At 35.8% G+C, this 26147-nt stretch carries 20 protein-coding genes; 12 read left to right on the top strand and 8 right to left on the bottom strand.

The window, feature by feature from the left end; genetic code table 11:
- Positions 1-156: 156 nt before the first annotated feature.
- Entirely contained in the window at positions 157-1965 is a 1809-nt protein-coding gene (locus tag A3EM_RS41545) for a DUF3472 domain-containing protein (RefSeq protein ID WP_020527007.1), read from the top strand.
- Between the two features lie 237 nt (positions 1966-2202).
- Here A3EM_RS41545 and A3EM_RS0104630 read toward each other — a convergent pair whose 3' ends face one another.
- From A3EM_RS0104630 to A3EM_RS0104615, 4 genes are all read right to left on the bottom strand, one after another.
- Complete coding sequence (locus A3EM_RS0104630) at positions 2203-3060, bottom strand: hypothetical protein (RefSeq protein WP_020527006.1); 858 nt, start codon at positions 3058-3060, stop codon at positions 2203-2205.
- A 231-nt stretch (positions 3061-3291) separates the two neighbouring features.
- Entirely contained in the window at positions 3292-3744 is a 453-nt protein-coding gene (locus A3EM_RS0104625) for a DM13 domain-containing protein (RefSeq protein WP_020527005.1), read from the bottom strand.
- Between the two features lie 593 nt (positions 3745-4337).
- Positions 4338-5225 carry a hypothetical protein gene (locus A3EM_RS0104620; RefSeq protein WP_026210097.1) on the bottom strand — a complete coding sequence of 296 codons (888 nt, stop codon included), beginning with the start codon at positions 5223-5225 and terminating at the stop codon, positions 4338-4340.
- 56 nt (positions 5226-5281) lie between these two features.
- Positions 5282-6391, bottom strand: coding sequence for a lactonase family protein (locus A3EM_RS0104615; protein ID WP_020527003.1), 1110 nt, complete (start codon positions 6389-6391; stop codon positions 5282-5284).
- A 321-nt stretch (positions 6392-6712) separates the two neighbouring features.
- Here A3EM_RS0104615 and A3EM_RS0104610 point away from each other — a divergent pair, with 321 nt between their 5' ends.
- Together A3EM_RS0104610 and A3EM_RS0104605 are read left to right on the top strand one after the other, a co-directional pair.
- Positions 6713-8389 carry a GMC oxidoreductase gene (locus tag A3EM_RS0104610; RefSeq protein WP_020527002.1) on the top strand — a complete coding sequence of 559 codons (1677 nt, stop codon included), beginning with the start codon at positions 6713-6715 and terminating at the stop codon, positions 8387-8389.
- Between the two features lie 53 nt (positions 8390-8442).
- Positions 8443-9015 (top strand): gluconate 2-dehydrogenase subunit 3 family protein, encoded by a 573-nt coding sequence (locus A3EM_RS0104605; RefSeq protein ID WP_020527001.1) that lies wholly within the window; start codon positions 8443-8445, stop codon positions 9013-9015.
- 119 nt (positions 9016-9134) lie between these two features.
- Here the strand turns inward: A3EM_RS0104605 and A3EM_RS0104600 are convergent, their stop codons facing one another.
- On the bottom strand, positions 9135-9743 hold the full coding sequence (locus A3EM_RS0104600) for an RNA polymerase sigma factor (RefSeq protein WP_020527000.1): 609 nt from the start codon (positions 9741-9743) through the stop codon (positions 9135-9137).
- 658 nt (positions 9744-10401) lie between these two features.
- On the opposite strand from A3EM_RS0104600, the gene A3EM_RS0104595 reads away from it, so the two are divergent.
- A complete protein-coding gene (locus A3EM_RS0104595; RefSeq protein WP_020526999.1) occupies positions 10402-11637 on the top strand; it encodes a serine hydrolase domain-containing protein in 1236 nt (411 codons plus the stop codon).
- Between the two features lie 8 nt (positions 11638-11645).
- Here A3EM_RS0104595 and ttcA read toward each other — a convergent pair whose 3' ends face one another.
- Entirely contained in the window at positions 11646-12440 is a 795-nt protein-coding gene (ttcA, locus tag A3EM_RS0104590; protein WP_020526998.1) for a tRNA 2-thiocytidine(32) synthetase TtcA, read from the bottom strand.
- A 78-nt stretch (positions 12441-12518) separates the two neighbouring features.
- On the bottom strand, positions 12519-14252 hold the full coding sequence (locus tag A3EM_RS0104585; RefSeq protein WP_020526997.1) for a phytanoyl-CoA dioxygenase family protein: 1734 nt from the start codon (positions 14250-14252) through the stop codon (positions 12519-12521).
- A gap of 982 nt (positions 14253-15234) precedes the next feature.
- Between A3EM_RS0104585 and A3EM_RS0104575 the strand changes: the two genes are divergently transcribed.
- The 8 genes from A3EM_RS0104575 (at position 15235) to A3EM_RS0104540 (ending at position 25128) form a co-directional block, all read left to right on the top strand.
- On the top strand, positions 15235-16326 hold the full coding sequence (locus A3EM_RS0104575; RefSeq protein ID WP_020526995.1) for a slipin family protein: 1092 nt from the start codon (positions 15235-15237) through the stop codon (positions 16324-16326).
- A 337-nt stretch (positions 16327-16663) separates the two neighbouring features.
- Complete coding sequence (locus A3EM_RS0104570) at positions 16664-17824, top strand: RtcB family protein (RefSeq protein WP_020526994.1); 1161 nt, start codon at positions 16664-16666, stop codon at positions 17822-17824.
- A gap of 163 nt (positions 17825-17987) precedes the next feature.
- On the top strand, positions 17988-19064 hold the full coding sequence (locus A3EM_RS0104565) for a hypothetical protein (protein WP_020526993.1): 1077 nt from the start codon (positions 17988-17990) through the stop codon (positions 19062-19064).
- 141 nt (positions 19065-19205) lie between these two features.
- On the top strand, positions 19206-19784 hold the full coding sequence (locus A3EM_RS45520; RefSeq protein ID WP_020526992.1) for a DUF6940 family protein: 579 nt from the start codon (positions 19206-19208) through the stop codon (positions 19782-19784).
- 43 nt (positions 19785-19827) lie between these two features.
- A complete protein-coding gene (locus tag A3EM_RS0104555; RefSeq protein WP_020526991.1) occupies positions 19828-20565 on the top strand; it encodes a hypothetical protein in 738 nt (245 codons plus the stop codon).
- Positions 20566-20684: 119 nt separating this feature from the next.
- Positions 20685-22955, top strand: coding sequence for an NADP-dependent malic enzyme (locus A3EM_RS0104550; RefSeq protein ID WP_020526990.1), 2271 nt, complete (start codon positions 20685-20687; stop codon positions 22953-22955).
- A 288-nt stretch (positions 22956-23243) separates the two neighbouring features.
- Positions 23244-24260, top strand: coding sequence for an SIMPL domain-containing protein (locus A3EM_RS41535; protein ID WP_020526989.1), 1017 nt, complete (start codon positions 23244-23246; stop codon positions 24258-24260).
- An 88-nt stretch (positions 24261-24348) separates the two neighbouring features.
- Positions 24349-25128, top strand: a complete 780-nt coding sequence (locus A3EM_RS0104540) for an SDR family NAD(P)-dependent oxidoreductase (protein ID WP_020526988.1) — start codon at positions 24349-24351, stop codon at positions 25126-25128.
- Here the strand turns inward: A3EM_RS0104540 and A3EM_RS0104535 are convergent.
- Positions 25125-26135: an FAD:protein FMN transferase gene (locus A3EM_RS0104535; protein WP_020526987.1), complete on the bottom strand. Its 1011-nt coding sequence runs from the start codon at positions 26133-26135 to the stop codon at positions 25125-25127. The genes A3EM_RS0104540 and A3EM_RS0104535 overlap by 4 nt on opposite strands.
- Positions 26136-26147 lie beyond the last annotated feature (12 nt).

The raw sequence follows: 26147 nt of genomic DNA, 5'->3' as shown, positions 1-26147 counted from the left end.
GTCATTCATGAAATTCAGTATAGGAGTTTTTCCAAATTTTTCTTTACCTGAAAAACCTCCAGTTTTACTTAGTGGGAAAGCAGTTTTGTAAGGTTTTATTTATCACCAAATAAAAAATTGAAACGCTTTAATTCACCTATATTTATCACTTTATAAATGAAAAAAACCAGTTCCCTGATGCTATTTAATTTTACCTTTTTCTTTTTACCTTTCATCTTTGGATGTGCGCCTGATACTGTTTTATTTTCCCCAGATCAGGATAACCAACAAACAGAATTCACAGATTTTTCCTATAGAATTCCAGCCGGTGGTAACAGTTGGGTATTGAATAATATTACTCAAAATGAACAGCTCATCAATAACAATGGAATCCATAACTGGCAAAGCGCTGATGATGTTATACGTACCTATTTTTGGACTAATCAGTCCGGGAATCTGCAGGTAGGATTAAACATAAAAGTTCCTGATAATAACTCCCTTATCAAGATTTCTGTGGGAGGAGAATCAAAGGAAATTCAGGTATCCAATACCAATTTCCAGGATATTGAAGTGGGTAATTTTAACCTGGAATCTGCAGGTTATCACTTCATTGAAATTCAGGGTATAGAGAAAGCATCTGATAGTTTTGGGGAAATACAAGAAGTGCTTATTGGGGGCTCTGCGGTTTCCGGAGAAGTCCATTTTATTGAAAATGAAGAAGATTTTTATTTTGGAAGAAGAGGGCCATCTATCCACCTGTCCTATGCCTTACCAGAAAATAAGGATTTCACTTGGTATTACAATGAAATTACAGTGCCGGAAGGTGAAGATGTAATTGGTTCATATTTTATGTCAAACGGGTTTGGAGAAGGTTACTTTGGAATTCAGGTTAATAGTGAATCTGAAAGAAGGGTACTATTTTCAGTTTGGAGCCCTTATGTAACGGATAACCCAGGGGAAATTCCAGAAGATTATCAGGTTCAATTATTAGGGTATGGCGATGGGGTAACCATCAATGCTTTTGGGGGAGAAGGCTCAGGAGGACAAAGTTACCTGAAATACAACTGGGTAGCGGGCAACACCTACAAATTTTTATTAAAGGGAGAACCAGCCGGCAATAATTCTACAGATTTTACGGCCTATTTTTTTGCACCGGAAGTCGGAGAATGGAAATTGATTGCCAGTTTTAGAAGACCTTATACCAATACCTACCTTACCCGTTTTCATTCCTTTTTGGAAAACTTCAATACAAAAACCGGAAATATTTCAAGAAAAGCCTTTTATGATAATCAATGGGCATTTGATAGTGATGGAAAATGGAATGAGCTTACCAAAGCAAAATTTACTGCAGATGCCACAGGACGAAAAAAAGTCAGATTGGATTTTACAGGAGGTGTAGAAAATGAAGCATTTTACCTTCAAAACTGTGGTTTTATTAAAGACCATACAGCCCCTGATGTTTATTTTGAAAGAGCAACCAAAGGGAATGCTCCGAATATAGATTTTACTCAATTGGAAGTACCTGAGGTGCCTGAACCTGTAGAGCATGAATACCTTGATAAATCCAACTGGGAAATTCTGGCGTTTAGCTCAGAGGAAACCAGTGGAGAAGGTACAAACGGGCTTGCCAGCTTAATCATAGATAATGATTACAGCACCTATTGGCATTCTTGCTGGACAACCTGCGAAAAAGAATTTAGCTATCCTCACCTTATTAAGATTGACCTTAAAGAATCTAAAAGTGTTAAAGGGCTCACCATTGTTCAAAGGAATGGTTCGAGAAAAATTAAAGAATTTGAAATACTGGGAAGTACAGATGGTGAAAATTGGGAAAGTATTGGGAATTTCTCGCTTGATAATTCTGCAAATCCACAGGATTTTAATTTTCCAACTCAAGTTTCATTAAAGTATTTTCGATTTAAGCCTATTTCCTCCCATGATGGAAACAGGTTTGCGGCCCTTGCCGAAATCAGTTTGTATCAATAAATAATCTTTTAAAACAGGTAGTACCAAATTAAATACACTCTGCATTATTTCCTTGGTGAAAAGTATATTTAGTTGGCTACCTGTTATTGGTAATTAGCACTGAATACCTCTCCCTGATGATTTTCAAGCCGGTCAATTACACAAATGTCCAGTATGAGTTGTATTTAAATTGCTGGATAAGAAAATATGGGGATCTATTTATCAAAGGCTGTTGCTGAAAAAAGGCAAGAAATAACCTTAGTATTCAAAAGCTACCCCCAAACCAAAAGCAGGCCCGTCATAAATGTTTTTTCGACCGGTTATTAATCCTGAATAGTCCAGGTATTCTGCTGTAATGCTAATTTTCTTATTTATTTTATATAAGGCTGTAATTCCAAAAGCAGTAAATTCAGTCCCTTCTCCATAAACAAATGGCACTTTCTTGGGATTTTCGGTTAACGATTCCTGAATCCAAAGTTTACCAATAATCCAAAGCTTATCAAAAAATAAAGTTCCTGCTTCCGTCCCTACTTTTAATTGGTGACTTAGTCCCTTCGTCCTCCAATTAAAACCACCATAAATGCTGCCATAATACCTCCCATTGTTACTGGAAAGAGAAGCAGCAAGTGTAGACCAAACATTAAACTCTCCATCAGAAGTCGGAATATTTATTTTTTCTCTAAAACCTAGGTCATTTTCAGTTTTTGCAAAGGCAAATTGCTCCCCGTTTCCAGTTGGTATTTCGGGTTCTATAGCCAATGATAAAGGAAAAGACTTTAATAACTGATATTTTGCTCCTATTCTCAAATCACCCACACCAAATATTGTTTCAGTGGTGCTAAAACCGTTGGACTTAATCAAGGGTAAATTGGCTGTAAGGGTAAGCCGATTGGTAATTCCATATTCCCCATAAACTTTAAAAGCCGTAGTAGTAAAATCGGTTCCTAATGCTGAAGTCTGAAGCTCTCCTGAGGTATTGTAATATTGGTCTGAAGAAAATACATTAAAGCTTCCCTGGATAAAATAAGTACCTTTTTCTTTTACCCAGCCACTTTGTGCAAAGTTTTGAGTTGAAAATATGAGCAAATAAATGGAGGTAAGAATGATGTTTTTCATAGGGGCATGGTTAAAAAAACAATATCTTTTTTAGATCGTGAATTGGTATTTTGTACAAGTATTCGCTTGCATTATCTTTAAACAAAATTTTGAAAATGAGGAAAGGGAAAACAACTGTTAAAAACAGCTATTTTATATCATGTTTTGAATACGTATTTTGAAATTGTAAGAAAAAGCAGGGAGAAAAACGCCCTGCTCTTAGGAGGAGATTTTAAGTGGAAAAATAAATTATTATTTACTTTGCAGTGCGGCATTTCCAAAAGGAATACTAGCAGAACCACACCACAGAATCACATGGGTAAATTTACTTTCCACTGTATCCATGATTTTATGGTAAGATTCTCCATTACTTCCTATAGCTCCAATTAACTTTAAATCAGGATTTCCTTCACCAGGATTTGGGGTGAAAGTATCTGAGGTAGATAAATAAACTGTTACCGTTCCTGTACCCAGCTCAGTCATAAAATCCTCATTAAATTTAAGAAAAGTGGAACCAGCTTCATCTAAACCAAGATCAACTGTTCCAGCTGTTGGTGTGCCATTTTGGGCTACAAATGTACCTCCCTTTTGAGCCGTGAATGTTCCGTTAGGCAGGGAACTATCAATTATTTTTTCCGTATCGTCCTCACAACTAATAAAAGTGAAAACAGCCATAACAAACCAAATAAGAGTCAAATTTTTCATTGTTTAAAATTTCAGTTTTGAATTACATTAATTTTAAACAAAGGTTCAGCTTAAGTATCACAGAACTCTCACAGAATGGTAAACTTTTTAAGCACATTTGTTGAAACTCAAAAAATGCTATTCTTTCTATTCGCAAAAAAAGTCACCTTATTTACTATTAGAAAAAACGAAACAAACCGGAAGTAATCCAAACAAATCTTTTGCTATATCTATATATACCATTATTATCATTTAAAGGCAAACTATATTCGATCATAGATAATCAAATTAAGGTATTAAGGTTGGGCATCAAGTTATTATGTAGATGAGAATTCCTATGGAAAAACATTACTTGAATTTTGTAATAAGTAATAATTCAAAGTTAACCGTGTATTATTTTGCCATAAAAGACTGATAGAGGGATTACTTTTTCTCGGAAATAATAGTGAGCACTGGTGCTTAAATATGGAATAGGCAGAATTGCCTGGATTTGGAACAATGAATAATATCCATCCATTTTATCTAATGAAAATGGAGAATTAATGGCTTTTGGTAAAATGGTGAAGGAGGATTTAAATTAGAAATGCCAAATTATAAATAGGAGACTTACCTGGTTATTCAGATGGTTTTGATTTTAAAATATATTTCAGATAGTCTTTGAGTAATTTTTTATAATATTTTCTCAATTTCCTTTCTACCTTATTATCTGTTATATCCTGAGAAATATTCATCCCATTAAGCCAAACCTTTGTTTTATCTTCTGATAATTCAACTAAGGCAAATTGAAAGTCGGTTATAGTGTCCTTTTCTACTATGAGGGTATCAATTTTATAATATGGATAATTACTAACTAAATTTTGGGTAGAATCTTTCCAGTAATCATCAAAATCACCAAATGTATTTTCCCGTGGAAGACTATCAATAGAAATATTGAGATCATTTTCAATTAAAATATTTAAAATTTCACTCTTACTTAATTTTAGAGTTTGAAAACATGAAGAGCATTGTAATTCCCCATCTGAAAAGGTATAGCGATAATTATAGGGAGGTGAAGTTGCCATAAATATTACTATAGTTGGAATTAAAATTAATCCTGGTTTCACATTTAAGTGGTTAATCAGTAACCAGTCAATTTTTCTAATATTTAATAAATAGTAATAGGAAAATGGAAGTATACTTAAGGCAATTAAATCAGTATAGTCAACTACTCTTGTAATTCTAATTAGCGCAAATTGATTATAAAAATCAATCAGGGATTGAGAATAGATTGATTTCCAAAAAATGAAAAATAAAGCTGTAATAAAAACATTTCTGCCAATCTTTTTTGGAAACAAATAAGAGATAACCATTGGTAAAATTAGCAATCCAACAAAATCAGATAACTTCCCCGTAATCCAATTGGAGTATTCTAATTTAAAAAAATGGTCATTCAGCAAAAGGATAATTAATCCTAAAATGAATACATAATTTAGCAAAAAATATTTGTGGTTTTGATTTTCCATAAAACAAGGACATTCTTTTTTAACAACTTCATCAAAATAGAGCTTGTTAAAAAATATCAAAACATAATACAAACCGGAGTGGGTGCTTCAATTTCTGATACAAATTCCAGTTTTCCTGTATCTCCATTTCTTTTAAAGGACACAATGGAATTTGTTTTTTGATTGGCCACCAGTAAATACCGGTTATCAGGCGATAAATTAAAATTCCTTGGGGTCTCCCCTCTTGTTTTTTCATGCCCGACTAATGAGAGTGTTCCATCCTTCTGGTTTATTTGGAAAATCACAATGCTGTCATGCCCTCTATTGGAGGCATACAAAAACTTTCCATCCTCAGAAATATGGATATCAGCACAGGAATTTGGCTGATCAAAATTATCTGGTAAAGTGGAAATGGAACTTACAATTTGATATGCTTTGGAAGACTCGTTTTCTATAAATGTCACGGTAGATGAAAGTTCATTAAGCACATAAGCCCATTTTTTTGTGGGATGGAAAGTCATGTGCCTTGGTCCTGCCCCATCAGACATTGCCAGCTTTTGAGGATTTTGAGATACCAGCTTTCCATTTTTTGCATCTAAATTAGAAAACCAAATTTCATTGGTACCCAAGTCAACCGATACAATTTCTTTCCCGTTATTCCGGAACCAAACAGAATGGGCATGTGGTCCTTTTTGTCTGGAAGTTGTGCCCGAGCCTGTATGTTGCAATATATCTAACGGGCCCTCCAGTTTTCCTTCAGCATCAATTTTCAATAAACCGATTGTACCATTTCCGTAATTGGCTGTAGTCACAAATCCCTTTTTATTGACCCCAATAAAACATGGATATTCCCCTCCCGAAGATTGTTTATTTATCGATTTTAACTCATCCCCTTCAATGCGAAAAGCTTCCACCATTCCTTCCTTCGATTCATCTACTGAAATAAGAAATTTACGATCGTCTGTGATGGTTAGAAAAGAGGGATTGGAAATTTTTGCAGCCAGGCCTACTTTTTCCAAAACACCATCATTTTTCAGGATATATTTATAAATCCCTTCACTTTCCCCTTTTGTATAAGTTCCCACAAAAAAAGGGAAATCTTTTTGGGTTATATTGTCCTGCTTTTGTGTTAATACGATCACTCCAAATGTGAAAGCGAATACCATCATACTTAAAATTACTTTCATCTAATTTAGTCTAGCTTTTCTTTTATTAAATTGAAATTCACCTCCAAGATAGAAGTTTATGTTGATTTTTACATCCAGTAATAAATATTCTTTTTGATTGCATTAAGGGGCTGATTTACAAGCATGAAATAAGTTTTAAAATTTGACCATTGTTGTAATTTTTTGAGCGGCAGAAATTAATTTATAGTTTCCTCAGGAAAGTCATCAAAGAATAGCCTCTTTACATTCATTCTAAAATTCATTTTAATATCCATATTCAGGGTTTTTCCACCTATCTTTATAAGATGAAATGATTAACATAAACAAATTTTAGTACTGAATATGAAAGAAAATGAATTTGATGCGATTGTGGTTGGCTCAGGAATTAGTGGCGGATGGGCAGCCAAAGAACTGTGCGAGAAAGGATTGAAGGTGATTATGTTAGAAAGAGGGATGAATGTGGAGCACGTAAAAGACTATCCAAATGCAATGAAAGCTCCATGGGATTTCCCTCACAGAGGTACCCGAACTCAACAAATGATCAAAGATTATCCTGTCCTTAAAAGAGATTATCCTTTAAGTGAAAAAAACCTGGAGTGGTGGGTTAATGAAAAAGATTGTCCTTATACCGAAGTAAAAAGATTTGACTGGTTTAGAGGATACCATGTAGGGGGAAGGTCGCTGATGTGGGGAAAACATAGTTACAGGCTTAGTGATTTTGATTTTAATGCCAATGCTGAAGATGGAATTGCCGTAGACTGGCCCGTTAGATATAAGGAAATTGCGCCCTGGTATGATCATGTAGAAAAATTTGCAGGGATTAGTGGAAACAGGGATGGTTTACCCCAACTCCCAGATGGTCAATACCTTCCCGCATTACCAATGACTTGTGTGGAAAAAGATGTGGCTGCGAGAATCAATCAAAAATTCCCGAACAGACATATAGTTATGGGAAGGGTTGCACACGTTACCGGACCACTTGAGGGTAGGAATCAATGTCAATATAGAAATAAATGTAGCCTGGGTTGTCCATTTGGAGGGTATTTTAGTACACAATCGTCTACCTTACCAGCGGCTACCAAAACCGGAAACCTTACTCTCCGACCCTACTCTATTGTTACCCAAATTTTGTACGATAAGGATACAAAAAAAGCAACAGGCGTAGAAGTTTTGGATGCAGAAACCAACCAAACTTATGTATATAAAGCAAAGGTAATTTTTCTAAATGCCTCTACAATTAATTCAACCTGGATTCTAATGAACTCTGCTACAGATGTATGGGAAGGAGGCTTAGGAAGTAGCAGTGGAGAATTAGGCCACAATTTAATGGACCACCACCTGGGTGTTGGCGTTGGAGGATGGGTTGAAGGATATGAGGATAAATACTATTACGGTAGAAGGCCTGGAGGTTTTTATTTACCACGGTTTAGAAATTTGTTCGGTGATAAAAGGGATTATTTAAGAGGATTTGGCTATCAGGGAGGATCAGGAAGGGAAAGCTGGCGAAGAGATGTTCCTGAATATACGATTGGAGCAGAATTTAAAGAAGCACTTACCGAGCCTGGAAGATGGACATTTGGAATGGGAGGATTTGGTGAAATTTTACCCTATCATGAAAATAAAATCACCTTGGATAAAACCAAAACAGATAAGTGGGGACTAAACGTGGTGGCTATTGACTGTGAATTGAAGGAAAATGAGCTGAAAATGAGAAAAGATATGCTCAATGATGGTTTGGAAATGCTTGAAGCAGCAGGAGTAAAAGATGTAAAAGGTCATGATGGAGATGGCACTCCCGGAAGAGGAATTCACGAAATGGGTACTGCAAGAATGGGAAGAGATCCCAAAACTTCAGTCCTGAATAAACACAATCAGGTATGGGATGCCAAAAATGTTTATGTTACTGATGGTTCATTCATGACTTCAGGTGGATGTCAAAATCCATCTTTGACTTATATGGCATTTACTGCAAGAGCTGCAGACCATGCTGTAAGTGAATTAAAAAAGATGAATCTTTAATTATTAACCCTGATTTAATTGAGTAAAACTCTTTTTAATAAAATTATTAAATTATGAACAGAAGAGATGCATTATCCAGAGTTTCCATGATCCTTGGTGGAAGTATCATTGGAGCGGAAATATTTCTTTATGGGTGTAAGGAAGGCACTCCACAACTTTCAAATATTGAATTCACAGCAAATAATATCAGTTTTCTGGATGAAGTTGGGGATACCATTCTGCCTAATACAGCATCTTCTCCGGGGGCAAAGGCTGCTAAAATTGGAGAATTTATGAAGGTAATCGTCACTGATTGCTATGAGGAAAAAGATCAAAAGATTTTCTTAGAAGGAATTTCTAAACTGAATGACTTTGCAAAAGAAAATGGTGGGGATGATTTTCTGAGCTTTACACCGGAAAAGAAAAAGGAAGTTCTGGAAAAATTAGATAAGGAAGCAGGAGAATATTCCAAAAATAAAAAACCAGAGGACCCTAATCATTATTTCCGAATGATCAAAGAGCTGACCCTTTGGGGCTATTTTTCGTCAGAAATTGGAGCTACTCAGGCACTGAGATATGTGGAAACTCCAGGTCGGTATGACCCGTGCATGCCTTACAAAAAAGGAGATAAGGCCTGGGCCATCTAATTTTTTAATTCTTTAAAACAAACAAAAAGCCCCTCTGATTTTCTGGAGGGGCTTTTTGTTTTTGGGTATAAAAAAAGCCAGGCAAAAAGCCTGGCTTTATATCAAGTAGTAAAATTCATTTATCGTGACTGGTTCTTTTTTTCAAATGATTTTTCTTCAGGATTCATGTTTGTCATTTGCTTTCTTAAATTAATTAAAGCATATCTCATTCTTCCCAAGGCAGTGTTTATACTTACTCCTGTAGTCTCTGCAATTTCCTGGAAGCTCATTTTCATATAATGTCTCATCATTAATACTTCTTTTTGAGCATCAGGAAGATTTTGGATCAAAGATCTCAATCTTGCATGTGTTTCTTTTTTAATTTGAAGCGATTCGAATGAATCTTCAGAGAATTCTAAAGTGTTGAAAACATTACTTCCATCCTCCATTACAATAGTAGGATATCTTTTTTGTTTTCTAAAGTAGTCGATAGCCATATTGTGAGCAATTCTTGAAATCCAAGGCAAGAATTTTCCTTCCTCATTATATCTACCAGACTGGATAGTTTTAATCGCTTTAATAAATGTTTCCTGTAGTAAATCTTCTGCGATTTCAGTATCTTTTACAATTAGTAAAATAGTAGTATAAATTTTATTTTTGTGCCTTGTTACCAGCTCTTCAAAAGCTTTCTCGTCACCTTTTTTATACTTAGTAATTAATTCGCAGTCACTTATTTTGAATTTCCTCATTGTTTTACATTTAGTTAACGATTGTATTTTTTTGTGATTTCGTATTGCTAAGATAGAGGGAATAAATACCAAAGTGATATCAAAACTGGCGAAAACCTTACAGTGTCAGTTAGATGATAAGCCACCTTAAAATATTTGGTTAAAAAACAGATTCTCAGGAATTTTTAAGGTAAATTAAAATTGACCTTGAAAAAATTAGTCCCGAAAAATCATGGTTTTACCGAGCAAAAACAGCTGTTTACCTTTTGCAATTAAAGATTACTATGCTAAAGACCTTTAAAATGCAATCTTTTATTGAAATATTTAAAAAGTGAAAAATTATTGTTTTAGACTAAAAATCTGGTGTAAACAACCCACTCAATAGAATCACTTTTTATAAAAAAGTTTCAAAATCCAACAATTTCCATACATATATAGCCAGATGGTCACGAAATAATTTCTTCATTTTTTAGTGTGCATTTGAAATTTCTCAGTCCCGGAATCCAATTTTTTTTTAAAGTTGACACCAATTCCACCCTCCACTAATTTCCTGATTTTAGATTTTTGCTTTATTTCAATTCATTTTTTTAATTTTTTCACCAATTTTTTCAAAGTGTCAGTAATTTAATTTTTCAAATACCTACTAATCATAAAATTATTTACCAATCCCAATTTCCTCATGTCACATTTTAGGCGGGAAAGCTTCTTATTTAAAAAACTTGTTTCGTATTTATTAATCGGATTTTTTTTATCTGGCTGCCAGAAAGTCCCTTCCGATGTAGAAATTCCTGTATTCGATCATTCCAGTTCTGAAGTTAAAGCCTCTCATCATTTTTTTGAGTATGGCGCTCAAGAGAAAGAAATAATAGATTTACAAAAAGAGTACAACCATATTACCCAAAAAATAAAAGGCTGGGTAAGATGGGGAGAAATTGTTGGAGCAGAATGGTTGATGATAAAGGGTAGAAAAGTGATCATTCATGCCAGTATTGGCTGGAAGGATTTTGAAGAAGAAGCTCCTTTAACACCAAACACCATTTTCAGAATCCGGTCTATGACAAAACCCTTTATCGGAACAGCAATATTAATGTTGGCTGATAAGAAGAAACTTGAAATAAATGACCCGGTGAGCAAATACATCAAAAATTTCCAAAACCCCAAAACTGAGAAAATCAATATTTATCATCTTTTAACTCATACTTCAGGATTTGAAGATGGACTTCCCTTTCCTGGAAGGTTTCAATCCCTAAAAGCATCTATTGATACTATTGGCAAAATTGGTCCACAAAATCCGGTTAATACATCTTATATATATAGTGATATAAATTCTGGAATTTTAGGACAAATTATTTCAGTGGTTTCGGGCCAACTTCCCGAAGATTTTATCCGGGAGAAAATTATAGTACCCCTTAAGTTGGAAAACACTTTTTCAGATACCCTAACAATGCACCAAAAAAGAGCTGACATTTCAAGTGCATATATGAAAATTCCCATCACAAAGGAAAACCATAAATACTGGGATAATGATTCTACTCTGGAATACAAATATTTCAGATGCTCAGGTGGTTTATTCTCTACTCCAATTGATTATGCTCGGTTTTTAAAAATGTGGTCTGACAATGGAAAAACTGATTCTCTTTATATTCTAAGTCCAGAAAGTATTCAAAAGGCATTAGAACCTACTCCATTATCTATAAAATCTGAAAAGCTAAATTCTTATGGTTATGGTATGCAGATGCAAATTCTTACAAAACCAATAAATGGGCAAAAACCTGTTTTTGGGCATAGTGGTTCAGATGGCACCGTGGCATTTGTTATTCCCGAAAAAGATTTAATTATATGCTATTTCACACAAACCCGTGGTAATCAAACCATGCAAAAGTTTTATAATGAAATAAAAAGCCTGATTGAATAGACTCAATATTATATCAAATCCTTTAGGCCTTCAAAGTCAAAAATTTTCTTGTCCAGCAGATGGGAAGGGTGCACATTTTTCAGGGCGGTTAGAATAATGCCTTTTCTGTCCGGGTATTCCTTTTCCCAGCCATCGAGCATGGCTTTTATCATTTGTCGCTGCATTTTGGGTTGCGAGCCACAGAGGTTACAGGGAATAATTGGAAATTCCCGCAATTGGGCATATTCGGCAATTTCCGATTCTTTGCAATAAACCATGGGACGTATTATAATATGTCTGGCATCATCCGATTCAAACTTTGGAGGCATGGTTTCTATTTTCCCTCCAAAAAACAAATTGAGGAAAAAGGTTTCCAGTACATCTTCCCTGTGATGGCCCAGAGCGATTTTATTAGCGCCAATTTCATCCGCATAACTATATAAATTTCCTCTTCTCAACCTGGAGCATAAACTACACATCGTTTTGCCTTCAGGAACTTTATCTTTTACAATACTATAAGTATCTTTTTCAAGAATGTGATATTTTACACCAAGGCTTTCTAAATATTGGGGCAAAATATGTTCAGGATAATCGGGCTGTTTCTGATCGAGATTTACCGCTACAATTTCAAAATCATTTCCCCTGGCATGTTGCATGTTTAATAATAAGTCCAGCATGGTATAGCTATCCTTTCCACCGGACAGACAAACCATTACTTTATCCCCACTTTCAATCAACTGAAATTCTTCCTGAAGTTGCCAAACTGCTTTCCGCAATCCTCTGACCAACTTTTTATGACTTAATTCCAATTTTTCTACTTCCATCGATTAAATGCTTTATACCTATAGCCTCAATTTTAAACTGACTGCAAAAATGAACGTCCTGTCCTTAAATTCAAAATATTAATCTTGAAGATCAACAGGTTCTTTCTCTGCCCAGACTAGGGGTTGAGGCAAATCCATGTCGCAAAATTCCAAATGAATTACCCTTCTCCTTTTCTGTTGCTTCGATTTTGAAGAAGCATGCAAAATTAAGGGTTTCATTACCTGAATTCCCCCTGGGCCTACATCACAAATTACCGGGCTGCTATTCTCTGTTATTAACTGAATTTCTTCATCCTTCAATACCTTTTTGTGAGAACCAGAGATAACTTTAAGTGCTCCATTATTTTCATTGGTTTCGTCCAGGTGTATTCTGATAGAAAAAATCTTTTGAGAAATATCTTCCGGAGGGCAAACGCTGATTACACCATCTTTTTGGGTCCAGCCATAAAATCCTTCGGTAGTAATTTTTTCCTTCACATTTATAGGAATATCCTGATGCCAGGTCACATACCAGTTAGCTTGTGGAGACTTATCAAAATATATGGATTTGGTAAGGAAAACTTTTGGATTAATGGACCTTATGATCTTTTTTAAATTTTTATTAAATATCACAGGGATTAGTTCGGGGATTGCCTTCAAAAGTTTCCTTTGAGAATAGGGATTAATTTCAACCTGAGCAAAATACTGATCTACCAGGGCTTTCATTTTTTTGACTTCTCTGTTGGAATAAACTTGAGTAACCAATGCATAACCCTTATGTACCAGTTTTTTCACCATTGGTTTTAATCCTTTATCATTCAGATCTGTTTGATACAAGTCTACTGCTCCCACTAACCGGTCTTTTATTATCCTTTTTAGGCGATTCGGTGCCAGTACCTTTACCCCGTCTCCAAAAGCCAGGATTTCTTTTTCCAATTCAAAATTATGTTGTACGTCAAGGGAAATGGTAACTCCATACAAATCACTTTCCACTACTTCCTGGGAATGATGAAAAGGTTTGGTAATGACGTAGGGAGCATGCCTGTGGCTAAAATGCAACAATACTTTTTCAGGCCGGAGACTAGGACTTACCGAAACCCCAATGGCATTTTTATAATAGGTATCCAATTGGAATCTCTCATTTTCAATATAAGGTCTTTCAGAAACTTTTAAATCAATTATTCTATCCAGAGCCAAATTGAGTAAATCACCATCGTATCTTTTTATGCCAATCAGAAACCATCTGTTCCGAAATTCTTTCAATAAATAAGGATGAAAATCAAAAACTCCCGGTACTCTTGCCTTAAAAGATTGATAAGTAATTTCCAAGGCATTTTTTCTAATGATTGCCTTATATAAGGAGTCCAAAAACCCCAGCCCTTTTAAATTGGCATTTTTCTCCATATCGATCACCGGTCTGGAATGCATTTTTTGGGAATAAATATGATCTTCCAGTTTCTGCACCATCCCATCCAGTTCACTGAAATGGGAAAATCCCTGAAATTGTTTTAGAAACTCCACCGCCTCAGATAGCATTCCCAAATCCTGATCTGTTAATGGGATATTAGTGATACTATATTCCTTATCTTCATAAGCATAATATTTCCGGTCTACCACAATGATTGGAGCATTATATCCCAGCTTATCACTGCGCATCATTTGGATATCTGCCTGTACTGTTCTTTTACTTACCCCTTTATCAATGCCTTCATATTCATATAAGGCATCTGAACAGGCATCTATCAAATCATCCAGGGTCCATTTTCTGTAATGATTCTGCAGACATTTGTCAATGGTTTTATAGCGGATCAGGGCATTTCGGTTAACTGGCATTTATTTTTTATTGATCATACTACTGGACAAAATTAATTTAAGATGAAAATTTTCCATCCGAGATCAACTTTGCTACTTCTTATAAAAAGAGTTAAAAACCTCCCCTGTATCCCCTCCAGAGGGGAAAAACACATTTCCCCCTCGTTGAGGGGGCTAGGGGGAGGAAATTAATATTATTAGTTTTATATCCTAATTTTTAAAAATGTCCAGTAGTATTTTTATTGTTTTTTAAAACTCCTTAAAACATTGTAAATAAGCATTTTACACAAATTCCATCAAGTTATTCCCCTAAATCTAAAAAAAGAATTTATACTACGCAAAAAGGATGCGCAGTACTCTTCCATCTTTGAATCATCAAACATTTGAAAACAAAGAAATAATGCAATTAGCAATAAAGATCTTCCCTGAAAAGGAAGCACGTGGAAAAATGACAATGGCTGACCTGATGAGCGCTTCGAAATGCGCCATAGTATCATCCGCAATAGCTTTTGATATGCTGCAACATTGCTTCATTTGTTTCACTCACAACTGAGGAACGAGGGTTCGACTCCCTCTCTGGTATAGCCAGGTAGCTTAGTGGTAAAGCATCAGTTTCCGTTGCGGGTTCGAATCCCGCCTACAGCCAAATTGTAGTAACTCAATTGGTAGAGTGTTGGACTTTTAATCCAATTTAATCAAGAAGGTCACTTGCAAAAATCGACCACCATTAAAAAACAGATACGGTCTGGCTGGTGGATTCATCTTCGGATGAAAACACAATCAGTTAAAAGCCTTGAAAAGCAGGGATACCGTTTAGGCGATTGGTTTACTTTTTCGGATTTGAAAAGGCTTATCTATAAAGGAATTACTTTTTATTCGATAACATCTTTAACAGAATCCGGAAAACTAAACTTCTCAAACTTCACTTAATTGCAATTCCGCTTTTAATTGATAGCCAGACCATTTTCTGTTATTGATCGAATATTATAAACTATTATATATCATGAAAAGAGTAAGCGTAAATGTTGGAAAAGTTGGTTTGGTGTTTAAAAATGGTGATTACCAAAGGGTAATTAAATCGGGAAAACACTGGTTAAACTTTGGTGAAAAGGTAGAGCTTTTTGATTTGTTTACCTCATTCAAATCTCCAATAGAAATTGATCTTTTACTTCAGGACGAGGAACTTGCTGCAATGCTTAACCTGGTGGAGATTAATGATAATGAAATCGCTTTAGTGAGTGAAAGAGGGTTATTCAGATGGGTGCTTACTCCAGGAAGATATGCTTTCTGGAAAGAAGGGAAAGCTTATGATTTCCAAATTATTGATTTAAATGAAAAGGAAATTTCACCTAATATTCCCAGAAAAATATTGCAGAACAAAGCGGTAATTCCCTTTACCAGGGTATTTGTGGTAGAGTCTTATGAGGAAGGGATGCTTTTCGAAGATGGGAAATTTGTGAAAATGCTGGAAAAAGGAACATATCATTTTTGGAATACCCCAAAACCTTTGGCCATGCTAAAAGCGGATATGAGACAACAACAAATTGAGGTTTCCGGTCAGGAACTATTGACCAGGGACAAAGCTGCTTTGAGAATAAATTTCCAAACCAAGTATCAGGTAACTGATATAGAGAAAGCACTCATAGATAACAAAGACTTCGAGCGCCAGCTTTATATCATGATGCAAATGGCATTAAGGGAATACATTAGCAGGTATTCACTTGATGAGTTGATGGAAAACAAGGAAGCAGTGGCAGCTAAATTACTTATAGAAGTAGCTGCAAAAGCAGATACTTTAGGCGTAAAAATCCTTGACTGCGGTATTCGTGATATCATTTTACCCGGTGAGGTTAAGGATATTATGAATCAGGTTTTGGTGGCTCAAAAAAGAGCTCAGGCCAATATCATTACCAGAAGAGAAGAAACTGCTTCTACCAGAAGTTTGCTCAACACGGCAAAATTGATGGAGGACAACCAAATGTTGTTCAAACTCAAGGAGATGGAATATATGGAGAAGATAGCAGAGAAAATTGACAACATTTCTGTTTCCGGAGGGAATAAGGTGGTGGAAGATTTAAGGAAACTCTTTGGGTGATTATTAAACCAATAATATAGAAGTGAGATTATAAAAATCTCACTTCTCAAAAACTCCCCTTAGCTTAAAAGGAAGAGCTGCGGTAAAAGAGATTACGGAACCGTGGAGTGACAGGATTATGCCGTTTTGGGCAAACTCCAAAATGGATAGAATTTGCAGAAGCACCGAAAAACCAATTTTATTGGTGAAGTAGGGAAGCGCATTTACAGCCTGACTGTCCCAAAACAGGAAGTCCCGGTTCGAATCCGGGAGGGGAGACTAAGTACATGTACTTTTTAAGAGGAGGGGAAATTCACCTCAATTTCAATTAGTTTGTGAAATATTATTCAATAATAAAATGAAAAAGGTAGTTGCCACAGAAAGACTCCCAATCAAAATGTGGTTGGATGATTTAGATGATGAAGCATTGGCTCAGGCTAAAAACCTGGCAAACTTGCCATTTGCTTTCAAACATATTCCCCTAATGCCCGATAGCCATGTGGGCTATGGAATGCCCATAGGGTCTATTTTGGCTACCGAAGGCGTAGTAGTACCCAATGCTGTTGGTGTGGATATTGGATGTGGGATGTGTGCCATGAAAACCAGCTTACAATCCATTGAAAAAGAAACACTTAAAAAAACATTAGGAGAAGCCAGAAAATTAATTCCTCTGGGAATGAACTGGCATGATGAAGCCCAGGATGAAGCCTTAATGCCAGAAGGAGCTGAGTCACTGGAAATTGTAAAAAAAGGATATTCCAAAGCTTTAAAACAGATTGGAACACTTGGCGGGGGAAACCACTTTATTGAAATTCAACAAGGTTCGGATGGATTTATCTGGATCATGATTCATTCGGGAAGTAGAAATCTGGGTTATGGCGTGGCCAAACATTATAACCAACGGGCTTTGAACCTGAATGAAAAATGGCATTCAACTGTTACCAGAAAAATGGATTTGGCTTTCCTGCCAATAGAAACCAAAGAAGCAAAAGATTACCTGGCTGAAATGAGCTATTGTGTTGAATTTGCATTAGCCAATAGAAAACTAATGATGACAAGAATGGTGGAAGCACTCCAATATGTGGCGGGAGAGTTTGATTGTGGAGAGCTTATTAACAAATCCCACAATTTCGCTGCATGGGAAAATCATTTTGGTAAAGATGTACTGGTTCATAGAAAAGGAGCCACACAAGCCAAAACTGGTGAATTGGGCATGATTCCCGGATCACAGGGAACTAAATCATTTATCGTGAAAGGTTTGGGTAACCCTGAAAGTTTTATGTCATGTTCACATGGAGCTGGTAGAAAACTGGGAAGAAAGCAGGCTCAAAAAACGCTGGATTTGCAGGAAGAAATCCAGAAACTGGAAAAACTCGGGGTGGTCCATGGGATCAGAAACAAAAAAGATCTGGATGAAGCAGTGGGTGCATACAAGGATATTGGTGAGGTCATGAACAACCAGACAGATCTGGCAGAAATTATGATAGAACTTACCCCATTGGCGGTTTTAAAAGGTTAGGGATGGTTTAAATCTCTACCTTTTTTTTAAGATTTGTTCGAGGGTAGAAATATTTAAGGCTCTTATAAAGTTATTACTTAGCTACTATTCTAACCATATTACAAGCAAACTTTACCTACCCTAAAAGGTAGGAAAATTAAAAAAAAAGCAATTCAACTCATGTATGGTTACGAAAATTTATTACTTAATCGTTTTTTATTTTATTATATTCATATCCCAACTCACCGCTCAAAATTGTACTATTACCTGCTCCGGAGGCTCACCGTGTACCATTGATTGGGATAATATGGTATGTGATGAAACCGGGTCTTTTCCAGCCGTTGGAGATGAAATCATTATTACAAATGGAGTCACTGTAGAAGTAACCGACAATGATGAGGAATTTAATGGAAACCTCAGAATTCAAAGTGGCGGTATACTAACATTTCCAAGTTCCAGTGATAAATTAGACCTGACAAATGGCAGTTCAGGATGTGGAAATTATATCCTTATTGAAAATGGAGGAAAAATAACAGGAGGAAGTGCAAGTAATCAATTATCTATTTGTGGACAAACAATTGGAAAAGGAGGCGGTGGTTGTACTTCTAATGATCCTCCTTCTGCGGGAGATTCACCTCCTTATTGTCTTAATGGCGATGGATTAAATGGGGAAGTCGCTTTAGATGAGAATGGCGTTAACCCTGGTTTATTACCTATCGAATTGTATTCATTTTCTGGGAAACAAATAAGTGGAAAAATCCAATTAAACTGGGAAACTGGATCAGAAATCAATTTCAGTCATTTCGACCTCCAACAATCTACAGACGGATATAACTTTATTAGTTTGGCTAATATTGAAGGAAAAAATCAATTAACGGGCAGAAATAAATATTCATTCGAACATACCAATCCTTCCCTTGGAAATAATTATTACAGGTTAAAAAATGTGGATATTGATAGTTCATTTTCTTATAGCAAAGTGGTTGTAGTTTCCTTAATGACCAGACAAACAATTGAAATTTACCCCACTTATAATAACAAGGGAGGACAGGTTTACGTAAATTTCGCTCAAGTTGAAGCAAAAGCAGAGGTTTTGTTTTATTCACTTTCAGGAAAATTAATTTATTCTCAAAGCCTGGAAAATGTATCAAGAGGCCCTATACAAATTACACCTGAAACTAAATTAATGCCCAATCACTATATTATTGAAGTAAAGTCAGGAAATAGAAAGTTTACCATGCCAATTATTGTTGTAGAATAAACAGGTTTCTCCCAATTTCAAATTGAGAAAAGAGCAGGTAGAGTAGTAATTCCACCTTTAAGAATAAGAATGACTGGTAATAATGATCAGTCATTCTTATTTTTATACTTGTTTATCCCAATTAAAAAGTATTACTATTTCATGTGGAAGGTTAATAAAATTTTATTTAATGATAATGTTGAAAAGTATCAATTAATCCTTAAGGATAAACCCATTTCTTATCAGGATTTTATAGAAGGTTTAACTACCTCCGGAAATTTCCGCAACTTTTACAATGAGATTTTAATGAATTGCCAATTCCCGGCTTTCTATTGGGAAAACCAGCCTGTGTCTAAAAAAGACTTAAACAAACCATATGAATTTGTATTGGTTAAAAGCTCAACTTTGGTTTCTCAAAAACCTGACTCACAAGCATTTGCCAATCAGTTTTCCAAAAAGAATTCAATCATTTCATTTCCCAACCTCGGGGGAGATGCGCAATTAATTGTTCCCTGCCCTATTGCCGAGCATCAAAATTACACCCACCTGGCAAAGTTTATAAGAAGTGGGTTAAAAGATCAAATTGATGCTTTTTGGAAAAAAGTTGGACAAGAATATTCAAAACAAATCGGCCATCAGCCCAAATGGCTAAGTACTGCCGGCATGGGGGTTTTCTGGCTGCATGCCAGAATCGATTCCCACCCAAAATATTACCGGTTTAGGGATTATAAGGCAAGATAAGATTATTTATATTTGAATATTTCCGTGCAACCAAAAGAAATAAATGGTAAAACAATTTTCACATATAATTTTCCTTACATTCTTATTTTTTTGCTGCAATAAAGAGGAGGTTAAGGAAGTGACTGTTTCTAAGAATGAAATAAAAAAACTACAGTCAAATGAAATTAATTCATCAGAATATAAACCAATCGATAAAACTTTTATTAAAAACTCAAAATCACTTCCAAACTGGGATTCATTACAAGATTCAATACGGAAAAAAATCCTGGACCAGAAAGAAAATGAATTTTTAAAATCCGGTATATTCCAGGAACTGTATATTCGAAATTTAGTTTATCAGGAAAAGGATAGTCTACGCATAAATATTCCTTTTGATTTACACAGTTTAGACTGTGGAGCTCCCGATTGCTACACCACCTTTCTAAGATTCAGTATTAAGGCAGACTATAACTTTAAACTTTTGAATACAATCCCTTTTCAAGAACTTGAACAAGGATGTATTTCTAGTGAAGATACCATTTCAGGAACATTTAAATTAAAAGATGCCAACAAAACTGGGATCAGTTTATACAACCAACAATATCAAAGATTACTATTAATCCTTAAAGAAGATCCAGGAAAAGAATTTGTCTATTATTTTCAAGGAGTAAATCCAGAAGCCATTACACAAAACACCTTAAACAATTATATTGAAAATCTTTATGAAGAAGATGAAAATTTAATTGTACCCCTAAGAAGTACATGGTTGATAAAAAATGATTATCGGGAATTCCTTAAATAAATACCTTTTTTCTTTACTTTTTCCATATAGGAATTCCAATTCAATCAATTAACTTTAGGGCTTTATTTTTTAAGATTTTCCTTAAACTTAACCTTATATTTTTTAAACATAAACCACGCATGTCAATTACTAAAATCAGAAAAGAAGACGCCTTAGAATATCACAATAAAGAAATTCCCGGCAAGATCGAAGTAGTACCCACCAAAGACTCCAATTCCCAAAGAGATTTGGCTCTGGCTTATTCTCCGGGAGTAGCATTTCCTTGTCTTGAAATTGCCAACAATAAAGAAGATGTATATAAATATACTGCCAAAGGAAATTTAGTAGCAGTAATTTCTGATGGAAGCGCAGTTTTGGGTCTGGGAAATATCGGTCCGGAAGCCTCTAAACCGGTGATGGAAGGAAAAGGTATTTTATTTAAAATTTTTGCCGGAATTGATGTATTCGACATCGAATTGAATACGGAAAATATCGATGCTTTTGTGAATACTGTGAAAGCCATGGAACCTACTTTTGGAGGCATCAACCTGGAAGATATTAAAGCTCCCGATTGTTTTGAAATTGAACGCAGGCTCAAAGAAGAAATGAATATCCCCGTGATGCACGATGATCAGCACGGGACTGCTATTATTTCCGGAGCAGGTCTATTAAATGCGGTTGAAGTTGTGGGGAAAAAGCTTAAAGATATAAAAGTTGTAGTTTCGGGAGCAGGTGCAAGTGCAATTTCCTGCCTCAAAATCATCATTGAATTAGGCGTAAGAAAAGAAAATGTAATTGTATGTGATAGTAAAGGAGTAATCCGAAATGACCGTGATAATCTTTCGGGGGTAAAAAAGGAATTTGCCACAGATGCAGATGTCAATACATTAGAAGAAGCAATGGAGGGTTGTGACTTTTTCCTTGGTCTTTCCATGGCCAATGTGGTCACGCCAAAAATGCTGTTGAGTATGGCCAAAGATCCTATAGTTTTTGCACTGGCTAATCCGGATCCGGAAATTGATTACAACCTGGCAATGGAAACCAGAGATGATTTGGTAATGGCCACTGGTCGTTCTGACTTTCCAAATCAGGTTAATAATGTTTTGGGGTTCCCCTTCATTTTCAGAGGTGCTTTGGATGTTAGAGCCACTTCCATTAATGAAGAAATGAAACTGGCTGCTGTAAAGGCTATTGCCGATTTAGCCAGAACTCCTGTGCCTGATATTGTTGTGAAAGCCTACAATGAAACTGCCATCACTTTCGGAAAGGATTACTTTATTCCTAAACCATTCGATCCCCGATTGTTGACTACCGTAACTCCAGCTGTTGCTAAAGCTGCCATGGATTCCGGAGTTGCTCAGGTAAAAATCACCGATTGGGACGCCTATGAAACTTCTCTAATTAAAAGAATGGGGAATGATGATAATTTATTGAGAGTTCTCACCCAGAGAGCAAAGCAGAACCCTAAACGAATCGTTTTTGCGGAGGCTGAAGATCCCAGAATTTTGAAAGCAGCCCAAATTGCCCTGGATGAGGACATTGCTACTCCTATCCTTTTAGGCGATCCTACAAAAATTAAAAAAATTATTCAAGAACATCATTTAAGTCTGGATGGGGTAAAAATGATTGATCCGAGAAGTGAGGAAACCGCTCCTACCACCAAAAAGTATGCAGAGATTCTCTTTAAGAAAAGACAAAGAAGAGGTTACAACCTTTATGAGGCTCAGATTAGAATGAGGATGAAAAATTATTTTGGTGCCATGATGGTAGATCAGGGAGAAGCCGATGCTTTAATTTCAGGAATTACCCGAAATTATGCGGATACTATAAAACCTGCCTTAGAGATCATTGGTACTTATCAAACAGGGAAAAAGGTATCCAGTATGTACTTGATGCTTACCAAAAAAGGGCCTGTTTTCTTTGCTGATACCACCATAATTCCTAAACCTACAGTGGAGGAATTAGTGGATATTACAAGACTCACGGCTGAATCAGTAAAGAAAGGCTTTAATATTGAACCCAGAATTGCCATGCTTTCCTACTCAAACTTTGGCACATCCGATGATGATGAAGTGAGAACAGTAAGAAAAGCGGTGGAAATTCTTCGAAAAGAAGATCCTGAGTTGGTTGTAGATGGGGAAATTCAGGCCAATATTGCCTTCAATAAACAAGCATTGCAAGACAATTATCCTTTCTGTGACTTGGTAAATGGAGAACCCAACATTTTGATTTTTCCTAACCTATCTGCTGCAAATATTTCCTACAAACTGATGCAGACTCTTGGAAATGCAGAGGCCATTGGTCCTATTTTATTAGGCATGAAAAAACCAGTGCACATCCTCCAGCTGGGAAGTTCGGTAAGGGAGGTGGTAAATATGATTACCATAGCCACTATTGATGCACAGGGGTAATTTTAGCGCTTTTATCATATACAAAACAGGCATTGTTAAAAACGATGCCTGTTTTTTTATATATTTTTTATCCCTGAAAAATTATTCCTCAACAATTTTTAAGCACCAGTACTCCCCACCCGGTGCTATTATTTCTGAGAAAAAGTAATCTCTCTAGCAGTCTTTTATAGCCAAATAATACACCGTTAATTTTGAATTACTACTTAAAAGTAAGATTCAGAGTATTGATAAAATTCCCTAACTTTAAAGAAATCAATTACTTAACTATCCTAAAAACCCAAATCCCTTATGAAAACCATTCTTTTATCTTTTTTGTTAATTGCCTTTTTTGGTGATTTCAAACCCGCTCATGCCCAAAGGAATATGAATCAAAACACCTTTAAATCAAATTCTAAAAGCGATTATATGATGAGAAGGCAAGGAGGTGATTTCCAGTCTTTTCAAACCAATCAAAGCAACATTGGAGGTATTACTCAATACACAAAAGAAAATGAAATGATATTTGAAGTAAGAACGCTGATGAATGTAAAAGCCAACAGGTTCCTTGCTGTATTCAATCTGACACAGGTGGGGAAAACTGCGGTGGAAACCGATCAATTGATCAACGAAAGAATCAAGAATTTCACCAGTGATTTAACACAATTGGCCGTAACAGAAAATGATATTTACATCGACATGATTTATCTGATTCCCACTTTTGAATTTGAAGTTGAGAAAAAGCTATTTAGTCCTAGTAATTATAACGAAGTTCCCAAAGGATTTGAAATGCAAAAAAATGTGCATATCGCTTTTACTGACATTAATAAGATTGATGATTTGGTAACACTGGCCGCCAAAAATGAAATCTATGATCTGGTAAAAATAGATTTCTTTGTGGATAATACAGAAGCCGTTTATGATACCTTGAGAGAAAGATCGGTTGGTTATATTAATAAAGAATTAAAAACTTTTGAAAAACTGAATATAAATTTTAAAGATGAATTTCATGTGGTGAAGGAACATACCCAGACCATTTATCCAGACTCTCAATATTCTGATTACGAAGCTTTTGTAAGCCAATCTGTTGATGCCATTAAAAAGAACTCCGGAGTTTCAACCATTAGAAAACCCGTAACTGTGGCCTATGATCAAATTCCTTACTCTGAGTTTCATATCGTAATTAATCCTGAAATTCTTGAGCCAGTTGTCCAGTATGTTTATACCATGCAAGTGAAATATACCCTGGAAATGCCTGAATCTAAAAATAAAAAGGAATATATATTAGTGTCCCCAAATGGAGAAATGAAGAAGCTGGAGATTGAGTAATGGAAAAATCATTTCACAATTAATAAAATAAATACAAATAATTAGACCTGAGAATTAATAGATTTGAGTCGAACTACAATACTAGAAAATGAAAAAATTTGAAGGAAAAAAGGTCTTTGTAACAGGAGCAGGAAAAGGCATTGGTTATGATATTTGTCTGGAATTTGCCAAGGCCGGGGCAATTGTCGGACTTAATGATATGGATAGTGCTTTAGCCAGTGAAGCCTCTGAAAAAATTAACAGTAATTTCAGTGAAGAAAAGGTATTCCCCTACCCGGGAAACATTGCTGATGTTCATGATCTGGAACAAAAAATTCATGCTTTTGCAGAGCAATTTGGCGGTATTCATATTTTGGTAGCCAATGCCGGAATTACCAACTATGGGGCCTTTTTGGAATGCACCCCTGAAAGTTTTGACCAACTAACCTCTGTGAACCTGAGAGGCTCTTTTTTCTCGTCTCAATTTGCAGCAAAAAAAATGATTGCCCAAAAATCGGGCGGGCGCATTATTTTGATGTCCTCTGTTACCGGGGTTCAGGCCCATAACAATCTCGCTGCCTATGGCATTACAAAAGCAGGAATCCGTATGATGGCTAAAACACTTGGATTTGAATTGGGCAAATATGGAATTACCGTTAATGCCGTAGGACCGGGAGCCACAATTACCGAAAGAACTTTGGAAATCGATCCCAATTATGAGGAAAACTGGAACAAAGTAGCGCCTAACCAAAGAACAGCCAGGACAGAAGACATTTCTTCAGCAGTGTTGTTTTTGGCCAGTGATGAAGCCAGACATATCACGGGTCAAACTTTAATGGTAGATGGAGGCTGGACAATTCATAGTCCGTTGCCAGAGGGAGGCGCTTAATTTCGATTCAACACAATCCCTTTGGAATAGTGTAACTCATCATTATCATCTATTATAATACAGTCAATTCCATTTAACTGATTAATTAAAGCCAGACCAGAGGATTTTCCCATAATAAAAACGGCAGTAGCCAGTGCATCGGCCAGTTCAGCATTGGTGGTAATGATGGTTACACTTTTTAAACCTGAAACTGGAAATCCTGTTTTTGGATTAATGAGGTGGGTATATCGTTTTCCATCAATTACCACAAACTTTTCATAATTTCCAGAAGTAACTACAGCCTTATTGGAAATATTTAACCAGGAAAAGGCCTGATTTTTAAAATTAGGATTGGCAATTCCAATAGTCCACGGTTTGCCATTTGGCTGATTACCCCAGGCGGTTAAATCACCACCCGCATTCACAATCCCACTTTTCACACCATTTTTCAGCAATAAAGCTTTTACTTTTTCGGCTGCATATCCCTTACCAATTGCCCCAAACCCGATTTTCATTCCCTTGTATTTTAGAAAAACCGATTTTTCATTTTCATCCAAAACCAGATTTTTATAGTCAATTAATTTTACCATTTCATGTGCAATTGCACTATCAGGCAGGCTGGTCATGTCCATATCAAAATGCCAGAGTTTTTCATCAAGGGAACCAAAAGTAAGGTCAAATGCTCCTTGGGTAAGCTGGGAAACTTTTTGTGCTCTTTTTATCAAATCAAATAATTCTGAATCTACTTTTACCGGCCGGATACCTGCATTTTCATTGATTAAAGAGGTCTGGCTTTCTTTTCTCCAGGAGGAAATCAAGGCTTCAATTCTTTTTATTTCCTGAATTCCCAACTGGATTTTGGAGTTCGCAATTTCAGCATTATTTCCAACCACTACAATTTCAAATCTACTCCCCATGAGCAACAACTCCTTTCTAAAAATCTGCTCTTCCTGCAAAAAAGAACTTCCCTGCCCGCTGAAAAAGAGAGGCATCAGAATTAAAAAATCAATTAGAATTTTAAAATACATTTTTGACATAAA

The organism is Flexithrix dorotheae DSM 6795 (assembly GCF_000379765.1).
GTDB classification, from domain to species: domain Bacteria; phylum Bacteroidota; class Bacteroidia; order Cytophagales; family Flammeovirgaceae; genus Flexithrix; species Flexithrix dorotheae.
Note: the sequence above shows the minus strand (reverse complement) of the source record. Positions and strands in the feature narration are given on the sequence as shown.